The sequence below is a fragment of the Mesorhizobium sp. M0028 genome (genome assembly GCF_040323855.1).
GTDB lineage: Bacteria > Pseudomonadota > Alphaproteobacteria > Rhizobiales > Rhizobiaceae > Mesorhizobium.
In genome coordinates, this window is record NZ_JAMYVG010000014.1 from 120,409 (window position 1) to 140,185 (window position 19,777).

A 19,777-nucleotide genomic window follows, 5' to 3' on the forward strand; every position below is an offset into this window, starting at 1 on the left:
ATGCTTTCAGCGGATGAAACCTATGCTTCGCTTGCCGGCGCCTGGCGGCTGATGCTCGGCAAGGCCGACGGATTTCGCCTGCTCGACCTTTCGGCGGACGGTTTCTGGAACTCCTTTTTTGCCATCGTCGTCGCGGCGCCGGCATTGATCGTCGGCTGGGTCGGCATTGCCAACGAGATCGGCGATCCCGACGCATTCGTCGGCCGTTTCAGCATGTTGATCCGGCTGGCCACCGTCGATATCGGCGCCTGGGTGCTGCCGCTCATCGGCCTGGCCCTGGTCGCGCCGCGGGTCGGCGTCGGCAGCCGTTTCGTCCATTATGTCGTCGCCAGCAACTGGGCCTCGGCGATCATCGCCTGGATGATGCTGCCATCGGCGTTGATCCGGCTTTTCCTGACATCGGCCAACGAAGTCTCCGGGCTGGTGTCGCTGCTGCTGTTCGCGCTGTCAATGGTATTGACCTGGCGGATGACCAACGTTGCCATCGGCAGGGGTGCGGCTGTCGGCAGCGCTGTTTTTGCCGGCATGTTCGTGGCGTCGCTGATCGTCCTGTTCGGCCTGCAGGCGCTGCTCGGTATCAGCGTGCCGGATCAGCCAGGCGTCGGATAATCGACGCCGACTAGAAACAGCCCGTCGGGCGGCGCCACCTGACCGCAGGCCGCACGGTCGCGCGCCTCGAGCGCGGCCTTGAGGTCGGCAATGGCCCAGCCGCCTTCGCCGACACGTTTGAGCGAGCCGACCATCGAGCGCACCTGGTTGTGCAGGAATGACCGCGCCGAAGCGCGGACTTCGATGAAATCGCCCGCCCGGCTGACATCCAGCCGGTCGAGCGTGCGGACCGGGCTGGTGGCTTGGCACTGGGTCGAGCGGAAGGTGGTGAAATCATGCCGGCCAAGCAGCACTTTTGCCGCTTCGTGCATGGCGGCGGCATCGAGCTGCTTCGGTACCCACCAGATCTTGCCCTTGTCCAGCGCTGCTGGCGCGCGGCGGTTGACGATACGGTAGAGATAGTGGCGGCCGATCGCCGAGAAACGCGCATCGAAGCTATCCGGCACGACGGCGGCCTTCAGGATGGCGATGTGCGCCTTGGCCGCTTGCAGATGCGCGTTGACGGCGTCGCGCACCTTGTCGCCGGGCCATGCCTTGACCAGATCGACATGCGCCACCTGAGCGGTCGCATGGACACCGGCATCGGTGCGGCCGGCGGCGCGCAGAGAGACCTGCTCGCCGCAGAACTTCTCGATCGCCTGCTCGATCGCCTGCTGCACCGAAGGCTGATTGGCCTGGCGTTGCCAGCCGGCAAAGAGACTGCCGTCATATTCGATGTCGAGGCGAAAACGCGGCATTCCCGGATCGAGGCGAAATCAGGCGGCGAGGGCTGAGCCGAAGGCCGAGGCGTAGACCAGCCTGCCGGTCTCCGGCGCCTCGCCCCAGGCAAGCGCCTGCAAAGCCTCGCCTTGGTAGTCGCTCTCGAATTTCGCTGCACGGGCGCGGCTGTAGCCGAAGCGGCCATAGTAGGCCGGATCGCCGAGCACCACAGCGAGCGTCTCGCCGGCGGCTTTCAGGCGGATATGAGCCTCGCGGACCAGGGCACCGCCGATGCCGGTGCCGTGGAACGACGGCTCGACTGCCAGCGGCGCCAGCGCGACTGCCGGGAAGCTCTTGCCGCCATTCTGCACGAAGAGCCGTGAAAACAGGATATGGCCGACCACTTGCCCGTCTTCGTCCGCCACCAGTTCGACGACGGCATCACCGCCGGTGACCAGCGCGTCGACCAGTCCGGCCTCCGCCTGCTGGCCGAATGCGTGTTCTTCGACAAGGCGGATCGCCTCGCGGTCCCGCGGCGTCGCCGCGCGTATGGACATCATGCTCATGACAATTTCATCCCTTTTTCGAGCTTGGCCCCGCGCAGAAACTCCTGCGCGGCAATGGGCCTTCCGCCCGCACGTTGAACTTCGACCAGCCTGATCGCGCCTGACCCGCAGGCAACCGTCAGCCGGTCATCGAGAATTCCTCCCGGTTCGCCGGCGCCTTGCGAGAGCGTCGAGCGAAGCAGTTTCAGCCGTTCCATGCGGCCGCCGATTTCGGCCTCGCACCATGCACCGGGAAAGGGCGACAGGCCGCGAATCTGGTTGTGCACGTCGCCGGCAGGTCGCAGCCAGTCTATGCGAGTCTCCGATTTATCGATTTTCTTGGCGTAGGTCACCCCCACCTCCGCCTGTGTGGTAAATGTCAGCGTATTCCGCTCGAGCCGTTCGAGCGCTTGCACCATCAGCGCAGCACCCAGGATCATCAGCCGGTCGTGCAGATCGCCGGCCGTCATGTCGGGTCCAATGGCGCATTTTTCAACCATTGCCACAGGCCCGGTGTCGAGGCCTTCCTCCATCCGCATCACCATCATGCCCGTCTCGGTATCGCCGGCCATGATGGCGCGCTGGATAGGGGCAGCGCCGCGCCAGCGCGGCAATAGTGATGCGTGGCCATTGAGGCAACCGAGCCGCGGCGCCTCGAGAATAGGTTTGGGCAGAAGCAGCCCGTAGGCGACGACCACGGCGACATCGGCGCGCAAGGTGCGGAACGCCTGCTGCTCCGCCTCGCTCTTCAGCGACACCGGCGACCGCACCTCGATGCCAAGCCGCTCCGCCTCACGCTGCACCGGCGACGGCGTCAGCTCGAGCCCGCGCCGGCCTGCGGCGCGCGGCGGCTGCGTGTAGACGGCTGCCAATTCATGCCCTGCCCCGGCGATCGCTCGCAGCGTCTGCACGGAGAATTCGGGCGTACCCATGAAGATGACACGCAGGGGCATTCGTCGACCCCTATCCCACCATCTTGCCCGGCGCCTTGTCCCTGGCGAGCTTCTTGAATTTCTTGACCACCATGTCGCGCTTCAGCTTGGAGATGTGGTCGATGAACAGCACGCCGTTTAGGTGGTCGATCTCATGCTGCAGGCAGGTCGCCATCAGCCCCTCGGCCTCGATCTCCTGCAGCTTGCCGTCGCGATCGAGATACTTCACCCGCACCGCTGCCGGACGCTCGACCTCGGCATAGTAATCCGGGATCGACAGGCAGCCTTCCTCGTAGACCGAACGCTGGTCGGAGCTGTCGAGGATTTCGGGATTGATGAAGACGTGCGGTGCCGGCGTCTCGTCCTCCTTGGCGAGGTCGATCACCAGCAAGCGCAAGGGTTCGCCGACCTGGATCGCCGCGAGGCCGATGCCGGGCGCGTCATACATGGTGTCCAGCATGTCGCCGGCCAGTTTACGCAAATCACCGTCGACACGCTCGACCGGTTTTGAAACCTGACGCAGGACGGGATCGGGGAGGATGATAAGCGGCTTGATCGACATGGCGTCTCACCTAAGACCTCGCAGGAAAAGCGTCAACCGGGACGCCTTCTGGTCGTTCACGTTTTGATCTGTGCCGCCAGACCGAATCATCTATGCTGTCGGCATGAACGATCTGGCCACCATCCTGTCCGAACCTGTCGCCCGCCTCGGCGCCACCACGATCACGCTCGGCCATGCTCTGGGTTTCGGCGCAATGCTGTTCCTCGGCCTGTTCGTGGCGCTCGTCATTGCGCTCTGGCGATCGGCCAAGGCGCGTGCAATGGCGGCCGCCGAAGCCGCCGACCACGCCCGCGACGCCGAGGTGCGGATGGCCGGCATCTTGGCAAGCCAGGCGGAAATGCAGGGCCGTATGGGCGCTATCGCCGAAGTGTTCGGGGCACGTCAGGCCGAACTGACCCAGTCGATCGGCCAGCGCCTCGACGCCATGACCGGCCGCCTCGGCCAGACCATGACCGAGCAGACGAGATCGACGCATGAGAGCCTCGCCAAGCTGCAGGAGCGGCTGGCGGTCATCGATATCGCGCAAGGCAACATCCAGTCGCTGGCCGGCCAGGTCGTGCAATTGCAGGCGATCCTTTCCAACAAGCAGACGCGCGGCGCCTTCGGCCAGTCGCGTATGGAAGCCATCGTCGCCGACGGATTGCCCCACGGCGCCTATGAATTCCAGGCGACCTTGTCGAATGGCAGCCGGCCCGACTGCCTGGTGAAGATGCCGAACGGCGCACCGTCGCTTGCCATCGATGCAAAGTTTCCACTCGAGGCCTGGAATGCCATCCGTGCCGCCGAAGGCGCCGACCTGCAGAAGTCCGCCGCTCAGGCTTTCCGCCGCGACATCGAGGTGCATGTCCGGGATATTTCCGAAAAATACCTGATCCAGGGCGAGACGCAGGACACTGCCTTCATGTTCGTGCCCTCGGAATCGGTGTTCGCCGAAATCCACGAGAATTTCGAGGCCGTTGTCCAAAAGGCGCATCGATCGCGGATCGTCATCGTCTCGCCATCGCTTTTGATGCTGTCGATCCAGGTCATCCAGGCGATCCTCAAGGATGCCCGTATGCGCGAGCAGGCGCACCTGATCCAGGGCGAGGTCATCCGGCTGATGGAAGACGTCTCTCGGCTCGACGAGCGGGTGCGCAAATTGCAGACGCATTTCGGTCAATCGGCCAAGGATATCGAGGACATCCTCGTCTCGACATCGAAGGTGACCAGGCGCGGACAAAAGATCGAGGCGCTGGAGTTTGGCGTGCAGCCGGCGGAGGACACCGCTGGGTCGAATGGCAGCGGAGCAAAAGCGGAAAGCAGCGCGCGTGTTGCCGATTCGAAAACCGGGCAGCTGAGGCTAAGGGTCGTCGAAGGCGACGATTGAGAGCTACGCCGGAACCGGAGCCGAGGCTTCGCCCGGTCTGGCGCTACTGCTCCTCGATGATGGTTGTGCCTTCGAATTCCGGCAGCCAATGCAGCGCCGAGCGATGCCAGATCTGCTTTCTCGGCACCAGTTGATCGCGCTGCCATGCCGTGCCGACCCTGATGCCGTAAACCTTCGGTCCCGCGCCCGCCGACGTGGCGTAGAGATGCGAGCCGCACTCACCGCAAAATGCCTGAGCGCGCTTGGCACCACTCGAACCGGTCTTGATGTAGATTTTCGGCGCGCCCTTGGTGATCGTGTAATTGTCCTCGGACGCCGGCACGGTGACGCGAAAGGCCGTTCCGGTTAGCTTCTGACAATCGATGCAGTGACAAATGGTGGTCTTTTCCGGATCGACCTCGGCCTCGTAAGTAATGGCGCCGCAATGACACCCGCCGTCGATTTTCATCTTCGTTCCTCCTGGAGCTTTTGCGCGCAATCATAACCGGGACTGCCCGATGGCGCAGCCATTTTCCTCAGGCCGGCTCCCCTCCGGACGCCGCCAAGGCCTTGCTCCGCCGTTCCCAGGTGCCGGTGGTCTGCGGCTTGACGAACAGGCGCGTGACCTCCGGCATCTCCGCCTTCAGCCGTGTCTCGAGGCGTTCGACGCAGGTCTCTATCTCGGGCGCCGACAAGTGGTCCTCGAACTCGATGCTCAGAGCGGCGACGATCTCCTGAGGCCCCATATGGAGCGTCAGTACGCCATTTGCCCGCTGCACCGCCGGGTCCTGCTGGACAATGGCCAGCACTTTCATTTGCACCTCGGGCGAGGCCGGCTCGCCGAGCAGCAGGCTCTTGCTTTCGCGGGCCAGGAAGATCGCGGTCGCGCCCAGGATCAGCGCGATGCCGATCGACGCGGCGCCGTCGAGCTTCGGCATGTCCAGCAGTTCCGCCGCCAATATGCCGGCGAAGGCGACAACGAGGCCGAGAAGTGCCGCGCTGTCCTCGAAGAGTACGGTGTAGACACTCGGGTCCTTGCTGAGCTGCACCGCCTCGAGCCAGCCGTGGCTGCCTTTTTGGTGGCGGAACTCGTTCAGCGCCACCAGCCAGGAGGTGCCTTCGAACAGGAAGGAAAGGCCAAGTACAGCGTAGTTCACCTTTGCGTTGGCAATCGGCTCCGGCGCCATGATGTGCGTCACGCCTTCGTAGAACGATATGCCGGCGCCCAGTGCAAAGACGAGGAGCGCGACGATGAAGCTCCAGAAATACAGCTCGCGACCATGGCCTAGCGGATGCGTCCGATCGGCCGGCCGGGCGGCGCGGTGCATGCCGTAAAGCAGCAGGCTGCCATTGCCGGTATCGACGAGCGAGTGGACGCCTTCCGAGAGCATTGCCGAGCTGCCCGTGAACAAGGCAGCGGCGAATTTGGTCAGGGCGATCGCAAGATTGCCGGCGAGCGCCGCATAGATCACTTTTTTCGACCCGCCATGCGCCGCCATGGTGTGCTGCCTTGGTTGATGCACCGAGATTAGCGGAGCACGCCCACGCTCCACAGCTCGAACAACGCCCGAAGTGTCGAGTTGTTCAAAAGGGCAGCGCGAGAGGCTATTCGATGACCTCCTCCGTCCAGACCTTGAAGCCAGCCAGCGCGCCCGGTCCAAAAATGTGGGTGAGTGGGACATCGGCGGCGTCGCGTCCGGAGGCAATCAGGATGCGGCCGATGCGCGGCGCGTTGTTGCGCGGGTCGAACGCGTGCCAGCGGCCGCCGAGATAAACCTCCATCCAGGCGGCGAAATCCATGTCCGACCACGGCTTTGGCAGGCCGATATCGCTGATATAACCGGTGCAGTAGCGGGTCGGGATGTTCAGGGCGCGGCAGAAGGCGACTGCGAGGTGGGCAAAGTCGCGGCACACACCACTCTGCTCGCGATAGGCTTCGGCTGCGGTGCGTGTCGGCCGTGCATTGAAATAGTTGAAGACGATATGGTTATGGACGAAGTCGCAGACCGCCTGGACGCGCGGGATGCCGAGCGGGGTATTGCCGAACAGCCGCCAGGCTTCGTTCGCCAGCACGTCGCTCTCGCAATAGCGGCTGGGCAGCAGGAACAGCAGCGTCTCCGACGGCAGATCGCGCACCTCATGCTGCCATGCCGTCAGCTCGCGCGTCTCGAAGGAGCCGGGGTCGCGGATGACCGCGTCCGTGCCGAACGCAAAGCGCCCGGCCGGCGCAACGAGACGGTTGCACCAATTGCCGAAACTGTCGCGATAGCTTTCGATCGGCACCGGCGGGTTCGACGTCAGGAAGTCCGGCCGCTCGAGATCGGATGCGCGCGAATAATGGACGTTGAGCATCGCGATCAGCGGTGTTTCCTGCGGGAAGTCGAAGCTCATCTGGCAACCGATGTGGATCCGCATTGTCGTCCTGACCGGACTGCGCGATCATCAGCCGGCGAAACGCAAGGGCTGATGCTGCAGTGCGAAGAGGACCATCGCACGGACCGCTGCGGTTTACGAGGGAATTAGAAACCGGTTGACAGCCATCCGCCAAGGCGACTGCACGGCAGCGGCCTCTTGCAGTCTAGCGTTTTCTCTTGTTTCACTTCGCCAGACATCAACCGGAGGAACGAATCATGGCTAAAGGTGCGATGAAGGCAGGCAAGGAAGCCCGCAAGCCGAAGAAGGACGCGAAGAAACCCGCTCCGGCGCCGGCCCTGAAGGCACCGCCGGTGAAGGCGATGAAGCTGAAGGACAAGTAGGGCCGCAGCTACCGTTTTGGCTTATTTCGACCGGCCGCAAATGCGGCCGGTATTGTTGTTCATTAAGCGCACGAGCATCCCATATGGATGCGGCGAAGATAGTTTTTGCGCTTTCAAGAGATCGGCCGGGAGCCATCGAAACGGAGCGTTCCGATGTCGTGGATTTTCCTGTTCTTCGCCGGCCTGTTCGAGATCGGCTGGGCGATCGGCCTAAAATACACCGACGGATTCTCGAAGCCGCTGCCAACCGTCCTGACGGTAGCCTCGACGATTGTCAGCCTGACCTTGCTCGGCCTGGCGCTGAAGGCACTGCCGGTCGGCACAGCCTATGCGGTATGGACCGGCATCGGCACCGTCGGCACGGCGCTGTTGGGGATATGGCTGCTCGGGGAGCCGGCGACCGCGATCAGGCTGGCCTGCATCGCGCTCATCGTTTGCGGCATTATGGGACTGAAGCTCGCGGCTTAAGTCGGCCCGACAGACCAAACGCCTTCAGGGCCGCTGCAAGGCGGCCCTGATTCTTGAATTCGGCCGATCAGCGCCGGAAGGCGCTATCGGGCGGAGAAGCCGGGCGGCGTCCTGCCGGTGCGCTGCTTGCGCGCGGCATAGCGTGCGTCACGCTTGGCCTTGCGTTCGGCCTCGTCGGCAAGAAAACGGGCGATGCGCTCGTTCTCTTCAGCTTCCCGGATCTTCGCTTCGGCCTGTGCTGCCTCTTCGGCGGCAATGCGTGCCGCTTCGGCAGCTGCCTCGCGCTCGGCCTTTTCGGCCGCTTCGCGCGCCAGCTTTTCCTGCTTCAGCCTGGCCTTTTCGGCCTCGCGTATCGCGCGGGCCTCGAGGACTGCCTTGCGCTCGGCCTGTCGTGCCAGCACCGCTGGATCATCTGCCGCCGGCTTTGCCTTGAAGCGCTCCAGAAGCGCCTTCTTTGCCTCGTTTGCGGCATTGCGCCGCTCGAAAACGTCTTTTTCCCTGTAGATAGCCAAGTCCACTTCCCTGGAGTCAATTTGCGAGGCTTACATACGCGTGAAAACCGAGAGTTCAAGCGCCAAAACGGTATGCCAGCCATGAAATTCTGATCTGTTGCAACCGGGAGACGCCATTTCGATCGAATTCGGCTGAAAGCCACCCGCACTGTTCACCATCCAGGCCTCTGGCGGCGCAGCGGACTGATCGCTACCTGTAGCGCCAAGACAAAACGCTAGGATGACACCACTATGGAACTCGGTCTCTACACCTTCGCTGACGTCAGCCCGGAACCGGGTCCCGGTGCGATCGGTGCGCATGAGCGGCTGCGCAACCTGATCGAGGAGATCGAACTCGCCGATCAGGTCGGGCTGGACGTCTTTGGTCTCGGCGAGCACCACCGTCCCGACTATGCTGCCTCCGCTCCGGTGGTGGCGCTGGCGGCGGCTGCCGAACGAACCAAGCGCATAAGGCTGACCAGCGCGGTCACCGTTTTGTCCTCCGACGATCCGGTGCGCGTCTTTCAGCAGTTTGCCACCCTCGATCTTCTGTCCGGCGGCCGGGCCGAGATCATGGCCGGGCGCGGCTCGTTCATCGAATCCTTTCCGCTGTTCGGCTATAATCTCGAAGACTATGACGAGCTCTTTGCCGAGAAGCTCGACCTGCTGCTCGCCATCCGTGATCATGTCAAGGTGACCTGGTCGGGCAGTCTGCGCGCGCCGATCAACGATCGCGGCGTCTATCCCCGGCCCTTTCAGGACAAATTGCCGATCTGGATCGCGATCGGTGGTACGCCGCAATCGGCGGCGCGGGCTGGCGTACTCGGGTTGCCGCTGGCTCTGGCGATCATCGGCGGCGAACCGGCGCGGTTTGCACCACTGTTCGACATCTACAGGGATGCAGCCAGGCGGGCCGGCAGCGATCCGGCGAGCCTTGCCACCAGCCTCAACGTGCACGGCTTCATCGCCGACACCGCCGACCAGGCAGCCGACGATTTCTACAGGCCGCAGGCCGAAGTGATGAACCGCATCGGCCGCGAGCGCGGCTGGGGGCCGACGTCGCGGGCTCATTTCGACCAATCGCGCGGCCCGAACGGCGCCCTGTTCGTCGGCAATCCAGAACAGGTGGCGCACAAGATCATTGCCCAGCACAGGATATTCGGCAACGACCGCTTCCTGCTGCAAATGGCGATCGGCACCATGCCGCACGCCAAGGTCATGAAGGCTATCGAACTCTACGGCACCAAGGTGGCGCCGATCGTGCGCCGGGAAACTGCGAAGGCCGTCGCCGCGGCAGCGCCGGTTGCCTGATTCACCAGCAAAGCCGCGAGGCGGCCTTGCCGGTGACGCCGGCTAACGGAACCTTGAAGCCGCAGAGGCGTTTTCGCCAACGGTCTACACCAATCGCGGTGTGCCGCCGAGGGTCAGAATGAAGGCCGAACCCGCCGCTTCGGGCGCAAGCGCTGCCGAAAGCCCGGATTCGCGCGTCGAGGCGCGGGCGGATGCGCATCTGATGCGTTCGCTGCTCGTCGGCATCTTCATCCTCATGGCGATCTACGCGCTTTACTTCGCCCGCGCCTTCTTCATGCCGGTCATTCTGGCTTTTCTGCTGGCGCTGACGCTGACGCCGATCGTTCGCTTCCTGCGCAAGCATGGCATGCCCGATGTCATTTCGGCGACACTGCTGGTGCTGCTTTCGTTTTGCCTCGTCGCCGTCGCGGGATATCTGCTCAGCGGCCCGGTCATCGACCTCATCAACAACACCTCGACGATCGGCCAGCAGCTTACCGAACGTCTGGCACAACTGCGCCGTCCGTTCGAACGGATCGTGGAGATTTCGCGCCAGATCGAGGGCCTGACACAGACGTCCCAGGAGCCGGGCGTTCAGAGGGTGGCGATGGCGCCATCGGGTATTCTCTCGCAGGCCGCCGGCAATGTGCTGTCGGCCGGCGCCAGCGTCACCATCGTCTTCGTCCTGTCGCTGTTCCTGCTCGCCTCGGGCACGATGTTCTATGAAAAGATCGTCCAGTCCTTCCCCAGTCTAAGCGAAAAGAAGCGGGCGCTGCGCGTAGTCTATGACGTCGAGCGTGAAATCTCGCACTATCTGCTTACTGTCACGGTCATCAATACATGTCTCGGCGTGGTCATCGGGCTCGGCCTGTGGGCACTCGGCGTGCCCAACGCGCAGGTCTGGGGCGCGGCAGCGGCCTTGCTCAATTTCCTGCCCTATATCGGGGCGCTGACCACCATCACGCTGGTCACGATCATCGCGCTGATCAGCTTCGACACGATTTCCTATGCGCTGCTGGCGCCGGCCTTCGTCCTCTTATGCGACGTCGTCGAAGGCCAGTTCGTGACGCCGACGGTGGTCGGCCGCCGTCTCGAAATCAACGCCGTGGCGATCCTGATCGCCATCGCCTTCTGGTCGTGGCTATGGGGTTTCGTCGGCGCGCTGATGGCGGTGCCGCTGCTGGTCGTCATCAAGGTATTCTGCGATCATTTCGACGGTCTCAGCCATGTCGGCAATTTCCTCGCGGCGCAGCACACGGCGGTAATCGAGGATGAAGAGATTTCCGAGCCAAAAAGGTAGCGGCTTAAGAGCCCAAAAGCGTCACTGATTGGTGTGCATATCAACGACCTTGCATCGGTTGCACATCCGTCGGGCGCACAGCGCTCTATCAACATTTTGAATTTGCCGCCCCGGCAACGGCTTCCTACATCCGTCCGGTCCACAGGAATCCCCGCCGATGACCGCTCTTTCCGTTCTCGACCTGTCGCCGATCGTCGAAGGTAGCAATGCTTCGCAGTCGCTCGCCAATTCGCTCGATCTCGCCCGTCATGCCGAGCGGCTGGGATATAAGCGCTACTGGCTGGCTGAGCATCACAACATGCCAGGCATCGCCAGCGCCGCCACTTCGGTAGTCATCGCCCACGTTGCCGGCGGCACCAAGACGATACGCGTCGGCGCCGGCGGCGTCATGCTGCCCAATCATTCGCCACTTGTCATCGCCGAGCAATTCGGCACGCTCAACGCTCTGCATCCTGGCCGCATCGATCTCGGCCTCGGCCGGGCGCCCGGCACCGACATGCCCACGGCACGGGCGCTGCGCCGCAACCTCGACGCTGGCGCCGACAATTTCCCGCAGGACGTCGTCGAGCTGATCGGTTACTTCCAGCCAGCCGAAGACGGCCAACGCATCCGCGCGGTGCCCGGCGAAGGCGAAAAGGTGCCGATCTGGATTCTCGGCTCCAGCCTCTACGGCGCGCAGCTTGCCGCCATGCTCGGCCTGCCCTACGCCTTCGCTTCGCATTTTGCGCCGGCCGAGCTCGACCATGCGCTGGAGATCTACCGCTCGCGCTTCCAGCCTTCGGAGCAGCTCGACAAGCCCTATGTGATGCTCGGCCTCAATGTCTTCGCTGCTCCTTCCAATGCCGAGGCGCGGCTGTTGTTCACCTCGCTGCAGCAGGCCTTCGTCAATCTGCGCACCGGCCGGCCCGGCCGATTGCCGCCGCCGGTCGAAGGATATGAGCGCGACCTCGATCCAATGGCCAAGACCATGCTCGGCCAGGCGCTTTCCTGCGCTGTCGTCGGCTCCCCCGAAACGGTCAGGCAAGGCATCGAGGCATTCGTGCGCCGCACCGGCGCCGACGAACTGATGGTCACAGCGCAGATTTTCGACCATGCGGCGCGGGTGCGCTCGTTCGAGATCCTGACCGACGCCCACAAATCGCTGTCGGAAGCTGCCTGAGAGCTGGTTCGCCACTTGGCACTGTTGCGGGCAAGGCCGGCCTTAGGCAGGGAACATCGCGAACAGGTGTGCGAAGACATCGCGAACAGTTCGCGCGCTTTACGCGGAGAGTTTTCGATCCGTCATGCTCGTCTGTTAGACGGAAACGCGGCGTCTACTAAATGACGATCACCTTGGTGCCGATTGTGGAGCGGTTATAGAGATCGATGATGTCCTGGTTCATGAGGCGAATGCAGCCCGCCGACACAGCTTTGCCGATGGACCACCATTCAGGGCTACCGTGCAGGCGATATCCAGTGTCACCTTTCTCGTTGAAAAGATAGAGCGCCCGCGCCCCGAGCGGGTTCATGAGTCCGCCCTCCATATGAGCCGGTATGATGCGGCCCCGCTTCTGCTCGCGCACGATCATCGCAGACGGCGCGCTCCAATCCGGCCATTCGCGCTTCCTCGCAACGTGAGCAGTGCCATGCCACTCGAAGCCCGCCTTGCCAACGCCGATTCCGTAGCGCAGCGCCTGACCGTCTCCCAACACGTAGTAGAGGAACTTCGCTCCTGTATCGACAATGATGGTGCCAGGCGCCTCTTCAGTCGCATAAGGCACTGTCTGCCGAAGGAACTTTTGGTCAACCTTGTAGATCGGAACCGGCGGAACGCGAAAACCGGCGTCGGTGAGGCCGCCATAGGCCGAGGGGAAAGTCTTTAATGCGCCGCCGGTGGTGCAGCCGAAGAATGCGACCATCCCAGCAAGTACCAGCCCGATTAGGATCGATTTCACGCGCATGACTCAAGCCGGCGCCCGTGTGAGCGATCAGCCGCATCTCGTCATATTCCTAATCCGACATGCTTCGATTGCCAAGATTTTCCTGCTTGTCGGCGGGCTGATTGTTGGCCACTTGGCTCGATCAGCGCCGCGTCCTTCAATTGCTCGGTTTTCGAACGACGAACGCCCGTAGCGGCTGCGAAAGGGCCGGGGTCGGCAGGACAGAGGGAGCGCTGTCCGTCCGGCATTACAACGTTTCTGAACAGAGCCCAAGCGCTACGCGCTGACGCTTTGTGCGATCGCGCCAAGTGGCCGGCATGAATTGCGGATCATCAGGCGTCCCTTGAGCGTCAGCTTGCGCGGCGGCGCATCCCTGTTGCCGGCGAGCCGGTCGAGCAGCAGATTGGCCGCCTGTTCGCCAATCGCCTGCACCGGCTGTGCGACCGTGGTCAATTGCGGCCGGAACACATCCGACCACGGAAAATCGTCGAAGCAGGCGACGGAAATATCCTCCGGACAGGACAGGCCGATATCGCGGATGGCCTTCATCGTGCCGATCACCATCGGGTTGTTGGCCGAAAAGATGGCGCTCGGCCGGTCGTGCAGCGAAAGCAGCTGCATGGTGGCGTTGTAGCCATCGACTTCGTGGAAATTGCCGAAGCGGACGAGCTCGGGCTCGGCCGGCAGGCCCGCGGTCTGGAGGGCTTCCCGGTATCCCGCCATGCGGTCATGCATCGGCGAGATATCGAACGAGCCGGAGATGTAGCCGATGCGCCGATGGCCGAGATCGATCAGATAAGTGATGGCGTCGAACACCGCGCGCTGATTGTCGAGAACGACGGCATCGGTGTCGACACCCTGGCAAACACGGTCGAGTAGCACGACCGGCACATTGGCGTCGTCGACAATCCGTTTGAGGATCGCGCCGTCGCCGACACGCGCGACGATCAGCCCGTCGACCATCCGGTCGAGCAGCAGCCTGATCTGGTCGTCCTGCGTGTTCAGGTGCTCGTCGGTGCAGCACAGCATGACGGCGTAGCCGGCCCTGTCGAAAGCCTGCTGGATCACCGAAACCACGTCGGTAAAGAACGGGTTGGTGATGTGTGGGACGGTGAGCCCGATGGTGCGTGTGGTGCCCATCTTGAGGCTGCGGGCGATGGCGTTGCGCTTGTAACCGATGTCGCGGATCGCCTGTTCGATGCGCTGGCTGAGCTCGGGGCTGACGGTCGCGGTGCCGTTGATCAACGCCGATACGGTGGCCACGGAAACACGCGCCGCTTCGGCCACGTGAAGCATGGTCGGTGCAGTGGATTTGCGCTGCTTTTTTCGTCCTGACGCTGTCATTTTCGAAACGTTTCACCACTCCGCGGCAGCAATACGTACGGAATCTTATGGTTTTGCGCAAGAATTGAAATGGAACAATCTTCGACACCAGATATTGGCTTGACATGATCGAAACGTTTAGATTAGCGTTTGAGGCGTTCGGTGACGACGGAGGGAGGCCGTCCTTGTCATGCAGCACGGCAATTCCATCCCTGCGGAAGGCGTTATGGCGGACGGCTCGGCTATCGTGCTGAGCGCCGAGCACATCTCCAAGTCCTTCGGCGGCATCGCCGCGCTTGTCGATGTCGGCTTCGAACTGCGGCGCGGCGAGGTCCATGCGCTGATGGGCGAGAACGGCGCCGGCAAGTCGACGCTGATGAAGATACTATCCGGCGTCTATACGGACTATAACGGAACGGTCAGTATCGATGGCCATCCGGTGCGCTTTGCCGGCGTCCGCGAAGCCGAGCGCGCCGGCATCGCCATCATCCACCAGGAGCTGAACCTCGTTCCCGAACTCAGCGTCGCGGACAATATCTTTCTCGGCCGCGAGAAGCTGATCGCCGGGCTGATTGTCGACCGCAAGGCGAGCAGCCGCGCTGCCGGCGCGCTCTTGCAAAGGCTCGGCATCGAGCTCGACCCGGATGCGCGCGTCGGTGCCTTGCGCGTCGGCGAACAGCAGTTGGTCGAGATCGCCAAGGCGCTGTCTATGTCGGCGCGCATTCTGATCATGGACGAGCCGACCTCGGCGCTGTCGCCAGCCGAATGCCAGCGGCTGTTCCGCATCATCCGCCAGCTCGCCGATAGCGGCGTGGCGATCGTCTACATTTCGCACCGCATCGACGAGGTCATGCATCTGGCCAGCCGGGTCACCGTGTTTCGCGATGGACGCCACGTCCTGACGCAGACGATGGACAAGCTCGACGAAGACGCCATAATTTCGGCGATGGTCGGGCGAAACCTGCTTGCTTCCTCCCAGGAGCACCGCATCCCCGGTGGCAACACCATCCTTTCCGTAAGCAAGCTGTCGCTATCGAAGCCCAATCGCCATGGCTGGCGCACCGTGCTCGACGGCGTCAGCTTCGATCTTGCCGCAGGAGAAATCCTCGGTATCGGCGGGCTGCTGGGCTCGGGCCGTACCGAAATCCTGGAAACGATCTTCGGGTCCAGCGGAGGACGTGCTGGCGGTGAGATCAGGCTCGATGGCGAGGCAGTAGAAATCCGTTCGCCGCGCGATGCGCGCCGGCTCGGCATCGCCCTGGTCACAGAAGACCGCAAGACGCAAGGCCTGCATCTCGAGGCCTCGATCACCGACAATGTCGCGCTGCCGCTGGTCGGCGCGCTGGCGCGGTTCGGCCTGCGCTCGCTGGCCGGCGAGCAAGGGCTGGCACGGGACGCCGTCAAGGCGCTCGGTATTCGCTGCGAAACCGTCGAGCAGCCGGCCGGCACGCTGTCCGGCGGCAACCAGCAGAAGGTCGTCATCGGCAAATGGCTGGCGACGAGGCCACGGGTGCTGCTGCTCGACGAGCCGACGCGCGGCATCGATGTCGGCGCCAAGCGGGAAATCTACGATCTCATCTTCAAGCTGGCGCGAGACGGGCTGGCGATCGCCGTCATCAGCTCGGAATTGCCGGAGCTGCTGCATCTTTCCGACCGTATCCTGGTCATGGCCGATGGCCGCCAGACGGGAATCCTGTCCCGCGCGCAAGCCAGCGAGGAGGCCATCATGCGGCTTGCAGCGCCGCGACGGACCATGACGAGGCCTGCTGCATGAGCATTTTGCATATCCTGTCCCGGACGAAGCTCTATTGGGGCCTGATCGCAATCTTCCTGATCGGCGTGCTTGGCTCGCCGATCAGCTCCAAGGGCAACAACATCTTCCTGTCCTACGGCAACCTGCTCGATGTGCTGCGCCAGGTGTCGACCACGGGGCTGATTGCCACTGGCATGACGGCGGTAATCATCACTGGCGGTATCGACCTTTCCGTCGGCTCGCTGATGGCGATCTGCACGGTAGTCTGTGCCATGCTGCTGACGGTCCCCGGCGTGACGCCGGCGGTGGTGCTGGGGGTGCCGACAGTTGCTGTGGCAGCCCTTTGCCTCGGCATTCTCGTCACCCGTTTCATCCTGCTGAACATCGAAAAATCCCGCGCCGGCGCGCAGGCCACGCACGACATCAGGTTGGATAGCGTTCGTGGGCTGGTTACCCCCGGCATTGTCGGGGTGATCCTGTGCAGTCTGGTGCTGTGGTTCCTGCTGCCGCAGGTAGGCTCAAAATTCGGCGTGCTCGGCGTGCTGCTGGTGGCGCCTTGCGTCGGCCTGCTGTTCGGCGCGCTCAACGGCTTCATCATCGTCGCCGGACGGCTGCAGCCCTTCATCGTGACGCTGGCGATGATGGTCACTGCGCTCGGCATCGCCCGGCTGACAGCCGGCCAAAACAATGCGGTGCTGCCGGTCTACACCGGCTCGAATGCCACCGCCGATTTCGAAATGCTGCGCTCGCTGGTGTTCGGCGTGATTCCGATGCCGGGCCTGTTCTTCCTCGGCGCGATCCTGATCTACGGCGCCGTGCTGCGCTTCACGCCGTTTGGCCGCTATGTCTATGCCATCGGCGGCAATGAGGAAGCGGCCCGGCTGTCCGGCATCGCCGCCGGCCGCGTCAAGATCGCCACCTACGCGGTTTCGGGGCTGCTGGCCGGCATCGCGGCGGTGCTCTATGTCGCGCAATACCGGCAAGGCAAGCCGGACGCCGGCGCCGGGCTGGAACTCGACGCGATCGCCGCCGTGGTCATCGGCGGCACCAGCCTGATGGGCGGACGCGGCAGCCTCACCGGGACGTTCTGCGGCGTGCTGATCTTCGGGCTGCTCTCTAACATCCTGCAGCTGCACAACATCAATTCGAACCTTCAGCTGGTGCTGAAGGGGATGATCATCATCGGTACCGTGCTCGTACAGGAGCGCAATGCCGGCGATCTTCTCTTCTATCTGCGATTGCCCGGTGGGCAAGCGCACAAGGAAACGGCCGCGGCAAAGCGGCCGTCGCAAGAGACCGCGTCTCTGAATATTGGAGGAAACAAGAAATGAAACGACGTGAATTGTTGAAGCTTGCCGCGCTGACAGCGGCACTCCTGACCACGACCGCGATGCTTGCCAGCGGTGCCCACGCGCAGGACAAGAAATGGAAAATCGGCTTCTCGCAGGTTACGACCATCGAACCCTGGCGTGCCCAGTTCAACAAGGACATCCTGGCCGAAGCGGCCAAGCATCCGGAAGTCGAGCTGATCGTAACCGACGGCGAGGACAAGACCGAGAAGCAGGTCGCCGATGTCGAAAACCTGATCCGTCAGGAGGTCGATGCGCTCTTGGTGTCGCCGAAAGAGTCCGCCGGCCTGACCGGCGTCGTGCAGCAGGCGATCGATGCCAAGATCCCGGTCTTCGTGCTCGACCGCAACGTCGAAACCAACGACTACACGCAGTTCGTCGGCGGCGACAACAAGCTGATCGGCCGGGCTGCCGGTGAATATGCCGTCGAGCTGCTTGGCGGCAAGGGCAAGGCCGCCGGCAACGTCGTCGAAATCTGGGGCGGCATGGGCACCCAGCCGGCGCATGACCGCCATGACGGCTTCCATGAATTCACCGACAAGGAGCCGGGTATCAAGAACCTGCTCGACCAGCAGTCGGGCGACTGGAAGCAGGACCAGGCCTACAACATCATGGCCACGGCGCTGCGCAACAACGAAAAGATCGATCTCGTCTACGGCCACAATGATCCAATGGCCTATGGCGCCTATCTTGCCGCCAAGGACGCCGGACGTGAGAAGGACATCAAGTTCATCGGCATCGACGGCCTGCCCAATGAAGGCGTGCAACTCGTCGCCAATGGCGAGCTGACGGCGACGTTCACTTATGTGACGCCGGGCGCCGAAGGGCTGCGGCAGGCGATCAAGTTCCTGAACGGCGAGAAGGTGGAAAAGACCATCATCCTGCCGACGCAGAAGATCACCAAGGAAAATGCTGCCCAGATCCTGAAGGACAACGGCCTCTGAAGCCTATTGCCGGAGAAGGCGGCTCCGGTGTTCAGGATTCGGCCACGGCTCTCCTGCTCTTTGGGTGGGAAAGCTGTGGCCGAACCCTACTCAGTCGTCAAAACCCGATAACGGAAGCTTCATCACCTTGAATTAACCATCAACGTGAAGGAGAATCTTCCTATGGCTGAGACCTCAATCGAATGGACCGACGCGACGTGGAACCCGGTGGCCGGCTGCACGATCCTAACCGCCGGCTGCACGAACTGCTACGCGATGCGCATGGCGGCACGGCTAGAAGCCATGGGCGTGAACAAATATCAGGGCCTGACGCGCAAGACGGGCGGCCGAGCGAAGTGGACCGGCAAAGTAATGACCGATCCGAAATCACTGTCGATCCCTGTAACTTGGTCGAAACCACGCCGCGTTTTCGTGAACTCGATGTCTGATCTCTTTCATGTCGACGTGCCGGCAGATTTCATTCGACAGGTATGGGCTGTGATGGAAGAGACGCCGCGGCATACGTATCAGATTCTGACGAAGCGCCCGGAAGTTATGGCCAAGGTTCTGACTCGTGGCGACTTTCCCGTTCTGCCGAATGTCTGGCTCGGGACCAGTGTTGAAGATCATCGAGTGCTGGGTCGGCTGGATGACCTTCGCCGTGCACCAGCAGCAATCCGGTTCGTTTCTCTAGAGCCGTTGATCGGGTCTGTAGCCGGTGCCAATCTCACCGATATTCATTGGGCGATCGTTGGCGGTGAAAGCGGGCCAAGGGGCACGATATATGAATCCTCACTGGGTCGACGAGATCCAAACGATGTGCCGACGCGCGGGCACGGCATTCTTCTTCAAGCAGTGGGGAGGCAATAACAAGAAAGCCGCCGGCCGCACGCTCAATGGTCGTATCTACGATGAAATGCCGGCAGCTACCGCCTAGAAAAGGTTGCCTTGTCTCTGCTTGTTAGCCGCGACCTTCCAAAACGCCAGAGCGAGTTCATGCTTGGCGACTAGCAGGAGCCAATAAAGCGGCTGGTTGCCGGGCCCGGTTATTAGCTTGGGTTCCGGGGAGGGCCACACGCCAAGTCGCCCAACAAGCTCGGACCAATAGCGCAAAATTGCCTGGCGTGTTGCCTTGGCGTTTCCCGCTTTGATGGCGCTACGCCAGCCAGGAATGAAGGCATCGAAAACCGCCGAGTCGCCCGACGAGTATTTGTCGAGGTTTCGCTGCAGGTCCATCTGACTGACATGTACGAGTATGTCGACGTATCGGAGGTCTGACAGCGTCCTAATCATCTCGAAATTGAGAGTCTCCAGGTTGTAAGGATCCAGGTATGCGAAGTTCAGGCTATGAGGATTCACAAGGCTGACGATCGTCTTGATGGTGGCAACAGCATTACCCGTGATAGCCACGACCGGAGCGTTCAGCGCGGGGACTGTCGGGAATTCTGTGCGCGAGGCCATGATGATGGAAAGGAGAGAATCATCGCATGGCTATTGAGAAGGAACTTCTGGA

Annotated in this window: 21 protein-coding genes and 1 pseudogene; 11 read left to right on the top strand and 11 right to left on the bottom strand. The window is 62.6% G+C overall.

The genetic code is table 11. The annotated features are described in order from the left end of the window. Positions 1-609 (top strand): hypothetical protein, encoded by a 609-nt coding sequence (locus tag NKJ93_RS23260; protein WP_023718193.1) that lies wholly within the window; start codon positions 1-3, stop codon positions 607-609. On the opposite strand, the gene truA is transcribed toward NKJ93_RS23260, so the two are convergent. From truA to def, 4 genes are read right to left on the bottom strand one after another with little or no spacing between them, the layout of a single operon-like run. Then, positions 591-1,346 carry a tRNA pseudouridine(38-40) synthase TruA gene (gene truA, locus NKJ93_RS23265; RefSeq protein WP_352591281.1) on the bottom strand — a complete coding sequence of 252 codons (756 nt, stop codon included), beginning with the start codon at positions 1,344-1,346 and terminating at the stop codon, positions 591-593. The genes NKJ93_RS23260 and truA overlap by 19 nt on opposite strands. Before the next feature lie 18 nt (positions 1,347-1,364). Further along, entirely contained in the window at positions 1,365-1,874 is a 510-nt protein-coding gene (locus NKJ93_RS23270; protein ID WP_292662840.1) for a GNAT family N-acetyltransferase, read from the bottom strand. Further along, positions 1,871-2,800 carry a methionyl-tRNA formyltransferase gene (gene fmt, locus NKJ93_RS23275; protein ID WP_352548109.1) on the bottom strand — a complete coding sequence of 310 codons (930 nt, stop codon included), beginning with the start codon at positions 2,798-2,800 and terminating at the stop codon, positions 1,871-1,873. Before fmt ends, NKJ93_RS23270 begins: the two co-directional genes overlap by 4 nt. 16 nt (positions 2,801-2,816) lie before the next feature. After that, positions 2,817-3,347, bottom strand: coding sequence for a peptide deformylase (def, locus tag NKJ93_RS23280; protein WP_023718189.1), 531 nt, complete (start codon positions 3,345-3,347; stop codon positions 2,817-2,819). Positions 3,348-3,450: 103 nt separating this feature from the next. Here def and NKJ93_RS23285 point away from each other — a divergent pair, with 103 nt between their 5' ends. Next, positions 3,451-4,713, top strand: coding sequence for a DNA recombination protein RmuC (locus NKJ93_RS23285; RefSeq protein ID WP_023718188.1), 1,263 nt, complete (start codon positions 3,451-3,453; stop codon positions 4,711-4,713). Positions 4,714-4,756: 43 nt separating this feature from the next. Here NKJ93_RS23285 and NKJ93_RS23290 read toward each other — a convergent pair whose 3' ends face one another. The 3 genes from NKJ93_RS23290 to NKJ93_RS23300 all read right to left on the bottom strand — a co-directional run bounded on the left by NKJ93_RS23290 (position 4,757) and on the right by NKJ93_RS23300 (position 7,107). Then, entirely contained in the window at positions 4,757-5,161 is a 405-nt protein-coding gene (locus tag NKJ93_RS23290; protein WP_352484328.1) for a GFA family protein, read from the bottom strand. A gap of 67 nt (positions 5,162-5,228) precedes the next feature. Next, a complete protein-coding gene (locus NKJ93_RS23295) occupies positions 5,229-6,191 on the bottom strand; it encodes a cation diffusion facilitator family transporter (protein ID WP_352548083.1) in 963 nt (320 codons plus the stop codon). A gap of 106 nt (positions 6,192-6,297) precedes the next feature. Beyond that, positions 6,298-7,107, bottom strand: a complete 810-nt coding sequence (locus NKJ93_RS23300; RefSeq protein ID WP_023718185.1) for a transglutaminase-like domain-containing protein — start codon at positions 7,105-7,107, stop codon at positions 6,298-6,300. A 215-nt stretch (positions 7,108-7,322) separates the two neighbouring features. On the opposite strand from NKJ93_RS23300, the gene NKJ93_RS23305 reads away from it, so the two are divergent. Then, the gene (locus NKJ93_RS23305; RefSeq protein ID WP_013528464.1) at positions 7,323-7,448 is read left to right on the top strand and encodes a hypothetical protein; all 126 of its coding nucleotides are present in this window, start codon (positions 7,323-7,325) and stop codon (positions 7,446-7,448) included. A 153-nt stretch (positions 7,449-7,601) separates the two neighbouring features. After that, on the top strand, positions 7,602-7,916 hold the full coding sequence (sugE, locus tag NKJ93_RS23310; RefSeq protein ID WP_352591284.1) for a quaternary ammonium compound efflux SMR transporter SugE: 315 nt from the start codon (positions 7,602-7,604) through the stop codon (positions 7,914-7,916). 83 nt (positions 7,917-7,999) lie between these two features. Here the strand turns inward: sugE and NKJ93_RS23315 are convergent, their stop codons facing one another. Next, positions 8,000-8,428, bottom strand: a complete 429-nt coding sequence (locus tag NKJ93_RS23315) for a DUF6481 family protein (RefSeq protein ID WP_352484331.1) — start codon at positions 8,426-8,428, stop codon at positions 8,000-8,002. Between the two features lie 231 nt (positions 8,429-8,659). On the opposite strand from NKJ93_RS23315, the gene NKJ93_RS23320 reads away from it, so the two are divergent. From NKJ93_RS23320 to NKJ93_RS23330, 3 genes are all read left to right on the top strand, one after another. Next, positions 8,660-9,718, top strand: coding sequence for an LLM class flavin-dependent oxidoreductase (locus NKJ93_RS23320; RefSeq protein ID WP_352495037.1), 1,059 nt, complete (start codon positions 8,660-8,662; stop codon positions 9,716-9,718). A gap of 118 nt (positions 9,719-9,836) precedes the next feature. Beyond that, a complete protein-coding gene (locus NKJ93_RS23325) occupies positions 9,837-10,997 on the top strand; it encodes an AI-2E family transporter (protein ID WP_023718182.1) in 1,161 nt (386 codons plus the stop codon). 157 nt (positions 10,998-11,154) lie between these two features. Then, positions 11,155-12,156, top strand: coding sequence for an LLM class flavin-dependent oxidoreductase (locus NKJ93_RS23330; RefSeq protein ID WP_352591287.1), 1,002 nt, complete (start codon positions 11,155-11,157; stop codon positions 12,154-12,156). Positions 12,157-12,313: 157 nt separating this feature from the next. Here NKJ93_RS23330 and NKJ93_RS23335 read toward each other — a convergent pair whose 3' ends face one another. Both NKJ93_RS23335 and NKJ93_RS23340 read right to left on the bottom strand, forming a co-directional pair. Further along, on the bottom strand, positions 12,314-12,937 hold the full coding sequence (locus NKJ93_RS23335; RefSeq protein WP_352591290.1) for a L,D-transpeptidase: 624 nt from the start codon (positions 12,935-12,937) through the stop codon (positions 12,314-12,316). A gap of 255 nt (positions 12,938-13,192) precedes the next feature. Further along, positions 13,193-14,212 (bottom strand): LacI family DNA-binding transcriptional regulator, encoded by a 1,020-nt coding sequence (locus NKJ93_RS23340; protein ID WP_023718178.1) that lies wholly within the window; start codon positions 14,210-14,212, stop codon positions 13,193-13,195. A 217-nt stretch (positions 14,213-14,429) separates the two neighbouring features. On the opposite strand from NKJ93_RS23340, the gene NKJ93_RS23345 reads away from it, so the two are divergent. The 4 genes and pseudogenes from NKJ93_RS23345 (at position 14,430) to NKJ93_RS23360 (ending at position 19,201) form a co-directional block, all read left to right on the top strand. Then, on the top strand, positions 14,430-16,013 hold the full coding sequence (locus NKJ93_RS23345) for a sugar ABC transporter ATP-binding protein (protein WP_352591293.1): 1,584 nt from the start codon (positions 14,430-14,432) through the stop codon (positions 16,011-16,013). Then, positions 16,010-17,323: an ABC transporter permease gene (locus tag NKJ93_RS23350; RefSeq protein ID WP_023718176.1), complete on the top strand. Its 1,314-nt coding sequence runs from the start codon at positions 16,010-16,012 to the stop codon at positions 17,321-17,323. The genes NKJ93_RS23345 and NKJ93_RS23350 overlap by 4 nt, the downstream gene beginning before the upstream one ends. Further along, positions 17,320-18,285 (top strand): substrate-binding domain-containing protein, encoded by a 966-nt coding sequence (locus tag NKJ93_RS23355; RefSeq protein WP_023718175.1) that lies wholly within the window; start codon positions 17,320-17,322, stop codon positions 18,283-18,285. Before NKJ93_RS23350 ends, NKJ93_RS23355 begins: the two co-directional genes overlap by 4 nt. A gap of 162 nt (positions 18,286-18,447) precedes the next feature. Next, positions 18,448-19,201: pseudogene (locus NKJ93_RS23360) on the top strand (DUF5131 family protein). Here the strand turns inward: NKJ93_RS23360 and tcmP are convergent. Continuing rightward, the gene (gene tcmP, locus NKJ93_RS23365) at positions 19,198-19,725 is read right to left on the bottom strand and encodes a three-Cys-motif partner protein TcmP (RefSeq protein WP_352591296.1); all 528 of its coding nucleotides are present in this window, start codon (positions 19,723-19,725) and stop codon (positions 19,198-19,200) included. The pseudogene NKJ93_RS23360 and the gene tcmP overlap by 4 nt on opposite strands. Positions 19,726-19,777 lie beyond the last annotated feature (52 nt).

Excerpts from the sequence above, each read along its gene's own strand:
- NKJ93_RS23260 (WP_023718193.1), top strand. The coding sequence starts at position 1 with ATGCTTTCAGCGGATGAAACCTATGCTTCGCTTGCCGGCGCCTGGCGG.
- truA (WP_352591281.1), bottom strand. The coding sequence starts at position 1,346 with ATGCCGCGTTTTCGCCTCGACATCGAATATGACGGCAGTCTCTTTGCC.
- NKJ93_RS23270 (WP_292662840.1), bottom strand. The coding sequence starts at position 1,874 with ATGAGCATGATGTCCATACGCGCGGCGACGCCGCGGGACCGCGAGGCG.
- def (WP_023718189.1), bottom strand. The coding sequence starts at position 3,347 with ATGTCGATCAAGCCGCTTATCATCCTCCCCGATCCCGTCCTGCGTCAG.
- NKJ93_RS23285 (WP_023718188.1), top strand. The coding sequence starts at position 3,451 with ATGAACGATCTGGCCACCATCCTGTCCGAACCTGTCGCCCGCCTCGGC.
- NKJ93_RS23290 (WP_352484328.1), bottom strand. The coding sequence starts at position 5,161 with ATGAAAATCGACGGCGGGTGTCATTGCGGCGCCATTACTTACGAGGCC.
- NKJ93_RS23295 (WP_352548083.1), bottom strand. The coding sequence starts at position 6,191 with ATGGCGGCGCATGGCGGGTCGAAAAAAGTGATCTATGCGGCGCTCGCC.
- NKJ93_RS23300 (WP_023718185.1), bottom strand. The coding sequence starts at position 7,107 with ATGCGGATCCACATCGGTTGCCAGATGAGCTTCGACTTCCCGCAGGAA.
- NKJ93_RS23305 (WP_013528464.1), top strand. The coding sequence starts at position 7,323 with ATGGCTAAAGGTGCGATGAAGGCAGGCAAGGAAGCCCGCAAGCCGAAG.
- sugE (WP_352591284.1), top strand. The coding sequence starts at position 7,602 with ATGTCGTGGATTTTCCTGTTCTTCGCCGGCCTGTTCGAGATCGGCTGG.
- NKJ93_RS23320 (WP_352495037.1), top strand. The coding sequence starts at position 8,660 with ATGGAACTCGGTCTCTACACCTTCGCTGACGTCAGCCCGGAACCGGGT.
- NKJ93_RS23325 (WP_023718182.1), top strand. The coding sequence starts at position 9,837 with ATGAAGGCCGAACCCGCCGCTTCGGGCGCAAGCGCTGCCGAAAGCCCG.
- NKJ93_RS23330 (WP_352591287.1), top strand. The coding sequence starts at position 11,155 with ATGACCGCTCTTTCCGTTCTCGACCTGTCGCCGATCGTCGAAGGTAGC.
- NKJ93_RS23335 (WP_352591290.1), bottom strand. The coding sequence starts at position 12,937 with ATGCGCGTGAAATCGATCCTAATCGGGCTGGTACTTGCTGGGATGGTC.
- NKJ93_RS23340 (WP_023718178.1), bottom strand. The coding sequence starts at position 14,212 with ATGCTTCACGTGGCCGAAGCGGCGCGTGTTTCCGTGGCCACCGTATCG.
- NKJ93_RS23345 (WP_352591293.1), top strand. The coding sequence starts at position 14,430 with ATGCAGCACGGCAATTCCATCCCTGCGGAAGGCGTTATGGCGGACGGC.
- NKJ93_RS23350 (WP_023718176.1), top strand. The coding sequence starts at position 16,010 with ATGAGCATTTTGCATATCCTGTCCCGGACGAAGCTCTATTGGGGCCTG.
- NKJ93_RS23355 (WP_023718175.1), top strand. The coding sequence starts at position 17,320 with ATGAAACGACGTGAATTGTTGAAGCTTGCCGCGCTGACAGCGGCACTC.
- tcmP (WP_352591296.1), bottom strand. The coding sequence starts at position 19,725 with ATGGCCTCGCGCACAGAATTCCCGACAGTCCCCGCGCTGAACGCTCCG.